The organism is Synechococcus sp. R3-13 (assembly GCF_047462195.1).
GTDB lineage: Bacteria > Cyanobacteriota > Cyanobacteriia > Thermostichales > Thermostichaceae > Thermostichus.
Genome location: NZ_JANSIO010000380.1, coordinates 135 through 5214 on the forward strand (window position 1 = coordinate 135; position 5080 = coordinate 5214).

Sequence of the window (5080 nt, forward strand, 5' to 3'; positions counted from 1 at the left end):
ACCAAACGCCGAGAGACGGTCGCCATGCCCCAGTCCTTTACTGCCCACCTTTGGCAAGCCATTCAGCCCATCTACAAGCAAATCCTCGATCACCCCTTCAACCGAGAGTTGGCAGCGGGCAGCCTATCGCGGCAGCGGTTCCAGTTTTATTTGCAGCAAGATGCTCTTTATCTCACGGATTTTGCCCGCGCTCTGGCCTTGATCGGAGCTCGTTCCGAAGGGGCTGAGCAGGTGGTGAGTTTCTTGAACTTTGCCCTAGGGGCCATTGTGGCCGAACGCAGCCTCCATGAAAGCTATTTTCGCCTCTACGACATTCAACCCGAAACGGCCTATGCTCCTGCTTGTTTTACCTATACCCGTTTTTTATTGGCTGCGGCGGCTGTGGATCCCTATGAGGTGGCCATTGCCGCTGTGCTGCCCTGCTTTTGGATCTACCGAGAGGTGGGATCCACCATCTATCGCACCGCGCAGCCTGATAATCCCTACCAACAGTGGATCGACACCTACGCCGGGGAAGAATTTGCCCAAGTGGTGCAGCAGGCTTTGGACATCACCGACTCCGTCGCTCAGCAGGCTACAGAACCGCTGCGGGAAAAGATGAGGGCAGCTTTTGTCACTGCCTCCCGGTTGGAATGGCTGTTTTGGGACAGTGCCTATCGCCTCGAATCTTGGCAACCCGCCTAATCCTCAGCCGGTCGGGCTGGCTTACCAGACAGCAACTGCTGGGCTTGCGCGAAAACGGCATCCAACATCGGCTCCGTCAGCAGCCGTGTGGCCGTGTTGCGCCGGCTGGGATGGTAAGACGCCAGCAAATAGCGACCCTCTGCCAGGGGAATAACGCAGTTGTGGCCAAAGCGGGGACGGGGCCTGAGAGGTGGCAAGAGCGTCAGAGCGTGTTGGAAGGCAAAATGCCCCAACGTCAGGATCACTCGCACCTGGGTTAGCAGCTCCAGCTCTTGTTTCAGGTAGCTCAGGCAGGCCTTGGCTTCTGTGACGGTGGGGCGATTGTCTGGGGGAGCGCAGCGCACCACTGCCGAGATGTAGCAATCCTGCAATTGCAGGCCATCCTCTCGGTGGGTAGAGGTGGGCTGATTGGCAAACCCGGCTCGGTACAGGGCGCGAAACAGCCAGTCCCCGCTGGGATCCCCGGCAAACACCCGCCCGGTGCGGTTGCCCCCATGAGCTGCCGGTGCCAACCCGATCACCCACAGCCGCGCCTGCGTATCCCCGAACCCTGGCACCGGTCGGCCCCAGTAGAGCTGGTCGCGAAAACGGGCCACCTTCTGAAGGGCGACTGCCTCTCGCCAGGCCACCAAGCGGGGGCAGCGGCAGCAACTGACGATTTCAGCTTGCAAAGTGGCCCAATCCTGGAGACCCAGCGCCTCACTCCTCCTCGTCGTCATCCTCCTCTAGCTCGTCGAAGGCAGGGGTGGAATCGTCGATCAATTGATCATCTTCCAAGATCAAACGAGGCGGCAGCTCCGGCAACACCGCAGGCTCTTCCTCCTCTTCGTCAGGCTCCGGCTCGGCGGCAATCTCCTCGTAGGTGGTGAAGCCCGTGCCTGCCGGGATCAAGCGCCCGATGATTACGTTTTCCTTCAAGCCGCGCAGCCAGTCGGATTTGCCCTCAATGGCCGCCTCAGTCAGCACGCGGGTGGTTTCCTGGAAGCTGGCCGCTGAGATGAAGCTGTCGGTATTCAAGCTGGCCTTGGTGATCCCCAGCAGGACGGGCGTGTATTTGGCCGGCGCTCCTCCAGTAATGGCCATGGTGGCATTGATCTGCTGGATTTCCCGCAACTCCACCAGCTCCCCCGGCAACAGGATGGTGTCGCCACCATCATCCACCCGCACCTTGGAGGTCATCTGGCGCACCACGATCTCAATGTGTTTGTCAGAGATCTCCACCCCCTGGGAGCGGTAGACGTTCTGCACTTCGTTGACAAAGAAGCGCTGCACCTCCCGCAGAGCCAACCGTGCGGCTTGGTCATCTCCCAAGGTTTGGCGATGGTACTCGTAGTAGATCTCCAAGAGGTCGTGGGGGTTGGCAGGGCCATCGGTTAGGGGATCCCCCACCCCCACCGGCTGTCCATCTACCACGATTAAGCTCTGCCCCGGCAGCCCAGGATAGTCTCTAACGGTGCCATCGGCTTCGATGACCTTCAAATCCGGCTCCTCTCCCCGCCAGCTCAGTTGAACGGTGCCGGGCCGCTTGGCCAGAACACACATTTCCTTGGGCTTGCGGGCCTCCAGCAGCTCCTCAATCCGCGGCAGACCCTGGATGATGTCCCCCGTCTTGGCCCGCTCAAACACCAGGAGGGCCAGGGAATCCCCCCGCTGCACCAGATCGCCATCTCGTACCTGCAGGATGGCACCCGCAGAAACCAAGTAGGGCCGCGCCATCCGCAACAGGACTTGGCCGTCCGTTATCTGCATCACCTGTCCCGACTGTGGAGAAGGGATCCCAGGCGCCAGCTCATCTCCGGCCCGCACCAGCGCCCCTACCGCCACGCTGGCTGAACCTGTCAGGGGCACCTGCACCAGATCGTCGTCGGTAATCACCAGCACCCGCCGTACCACCTCCGCTCCCTCGCGGATCCCTTGGACGATCCCAGCCTTTTTGGCTTGGATTTCGGTGCGGGCAATAACACCTCCCCTGGAGATGGAGTCTCCTTCGCTCACCAACAGCCGCGTGTGGGTACTCCCCTGCGTCAGATCCGCTTCCACGTCGCGGCGCAGCAACAGGGTTTCCAGAATCACCAGTTGCAGGCGGCGAATGTCGGGATCCTTCTCGTCTTGGATTAGCTCGATATCGGCCTTCAGTTGTGGGGCGTCGGTATCGATTTCCAGCACCAGTTGGGTGCGTAGGAGTTCTACAGGGCCTACTGACTTCACCCGCTCCCCATCTTTGAAGGGAACGCGCTGCACCGCCCGCAGGCGAATGGAGCGGCCAGACTCGCTGGTGGACTCTTGAGTGGGCACCAAGGGCCGGTCGGGGATCTCGTACTCCTGCACCGGACGCAGCAGCAAGCCTGGGCCTTCGGGAGTTTCCACCTGTTCCAAGTAGACCAGTTGGTCGGGAACAATGCTGCTGAGCACCTGTTGCCCGGGCTGGATCAGGGTGCCACTTTTCACTTCCAAGTCGGCGGGGTTGTCCACCAGATGCAGGGATCCCGGCTTGATGACAATCTCCCGCAGGATGTCGTTCTTCTGGATGACTTCGACAACACCGGCATTCTGGCAAAAGATGTCTTTCACCACCTCAGTGCCTGCTTCCACATACTGGCCATCGTCCACGTTCAGCAGGGAGATGTCCTTGTTCACCTCGTGGGTCTCTTCTGGGATCCACAGCAGGGTGCCGCCCTGGATGACTTCGTAACCTTGCTTGGCCTTGCCGCGCCGTGCCACCTCAATGCCGGCGAACTTCACCAAGCCTCCCGTCTGACTGCGGAAGTGGTTGTCGATCAGCTCCGCCACCACCTCATCGTTGCCCACTTTGGTGCCCGGAGTAGCCTTGAGAACAAAGGTCTGCCCACTGGAAGTGTCCAGCAAAAACTGTTCCCGCCCCTGGTGGGATTCCACCCGTACCCGTGCTTCCCGCAACACCACCGAAGCGTTGATGATCTCCACCTCGCGCCCACTTCTGGTGTCGCTGCGCTCCGGTAGCCGCACAATGCCGCCATGCTCCGTCACCAGCGAGGTTTCGGCGATTACATCCCCCGCTTGCACCCGATCCCCGTTTTTCACCACCGGCTCGGCCCCTGGGGGCAGGTTGTACACCTGTCCAGACATCACCCAGATCAATCCCTGCCGCTGGGCAGTGTAGGTGGTGTTACCCTGGCGGTCGGTCTTCTCTTCAATGGGCAGATCGGCAAAGCGAATTTCTCCGGCTAGGTCGGCCACCACCTCTTTCTGGGCTTTCTCGGTGCTCTTACGGCTGGCCTTGGCCAGGGACACCTCTGCAATCAACTGATCCCGCTGCACCTGGGCTCCGTCCCGCACCAGCAGGGTGGATCCCTGGGTCATGTCGAAGGACTCCCGTTGACCGTCTGGGCCTTCCAAGATGATTTGGTTGTTCACTTCCACCTGCAGGGCATCGTCGCCGTGGCGGGTACGGAAGGGGCGGGTGCGCAGATTTTTCGGGAACCGCACCACACCCGCAAAGGGGGCGCGAATTTGGCGGGCCACCTCCCCTGTAAACACGCCTCCCGTGTGGAAGGTGCGCATGGTCAACTGGGTGCCCGGCTCCCCAATCGATTGGGCGGCGATGATCCCGACTGCTTCCCCCAGATCCACCAGGCGGGAGTGGGCCAAGCTCCAGCCGTAGCACATCCGGCACACGGAGCGGTTGGCTTCACAGGTGAGGGGAGAACGCACCATCACCTGGCGGATGCCAGCCTCTGCAATGGTTCTAGCCAAGTCGTGATCCACTTCTTGGTTGCGGCGGGCGAGGATCTCCTGGGTTTGTGGATGCACCACGTCGCGCGCCAACACTCGGCCCACCAAGCGCTCCTCCAGAGACACCACCACCTTGTCCCCGTCCATCAGGTATTCCAGAAGGATGCCCTGCTCAGTGCCGCAGTCAGATTCCCGCACGATCACATCCTGAGACACATCCACCAAGCGGCGGGTGAGGTAGCCAGAGTCGGCGGTGCGCAGGGCCGTATCCACCAAGCCCTTGCGGGCCCCATAGGAAGAGATGATGTACTCGGTAACGGTCAGGCCCTCGCGGAAATTGGTTTTGATGGGCAAATCGATGATCTCGCCCTGTGGGTTGGCCATCAGGCCGCGCATGCCCACCAACTGCCGTACCTGGGAGACATTCCCCCTCGCCCCCGAGTTGGCCATCATGTAGACGGAGTTAAGGGGATCGTTCTGGCGGAAGTTGCTGAGCATCTCCTCCTTGATCTGGTCGTTGATCTGGTTCCAGGTGTCGATCACCTTTTGGTAGCGCTCCACCTCTGTGATTTCCCCGCGGGTGTAGCGCTCGGTGGCCGCCTCGATCTCGGCTTCCGCTTGCGCCAACAACTGCCGCTTGCTGGGGGGAACGCGCAGATCTTCGACGCTGATGGAGACGGCTGCC

At 60.9% G+C, this 5080-nt stretch carries 3 protein-coding genes; 1 reads left to right on the forward strand and 2 read right to left on the reverse strand.

Annotation, left to right across the window (positions count from 1 at the left end; all coding sequences use genetic code 11):
* Positions 1-684 (forward strand): thiaminase II (gene tenA, locus NW856_RS11370; protein WP_414400345.1); only part of this gene is annotated, 684 nt, incomplete at its 5' end.
* On the opposite strand, the gene NW856_RS11375 is transcribed toward tenA, so the two are convergent.
* Positions 681-1403, reverse strand: coding sequence for a uracil-DNA glycosylase (locus NW856_RS11375; RefSeq protein WP_414400346.1), 723 nt, complete (start codon positions 1401-1403; stop codon positions 681-683). The genes tenA and NW856_RS11375 overlap by 4 nt on opposite strands.
* A partial coding sequence (locus tag NW856_RS11380) for a DNA-directed RNA polymerase subunit beta' (RefSeq protein ID WP_414400348.1) occupies positions 1384-5080 on the reverse strand: 3697 nt, incomplete at its 5' end. The genes NW856_RS11380 and NW856_RS11375, both read right to left, overlap by 20 nt.

Bases quoted from the DNA above. Each gene is read 5' to 3' on its own strand.
- NW856_RS11375 (WP_414400346.1), bottom strand. From the start codon at position 1,403: ATGACGACGAGGAGGAGTGAGGCGCTGGGTCTCCAGGATTGGGCCACT.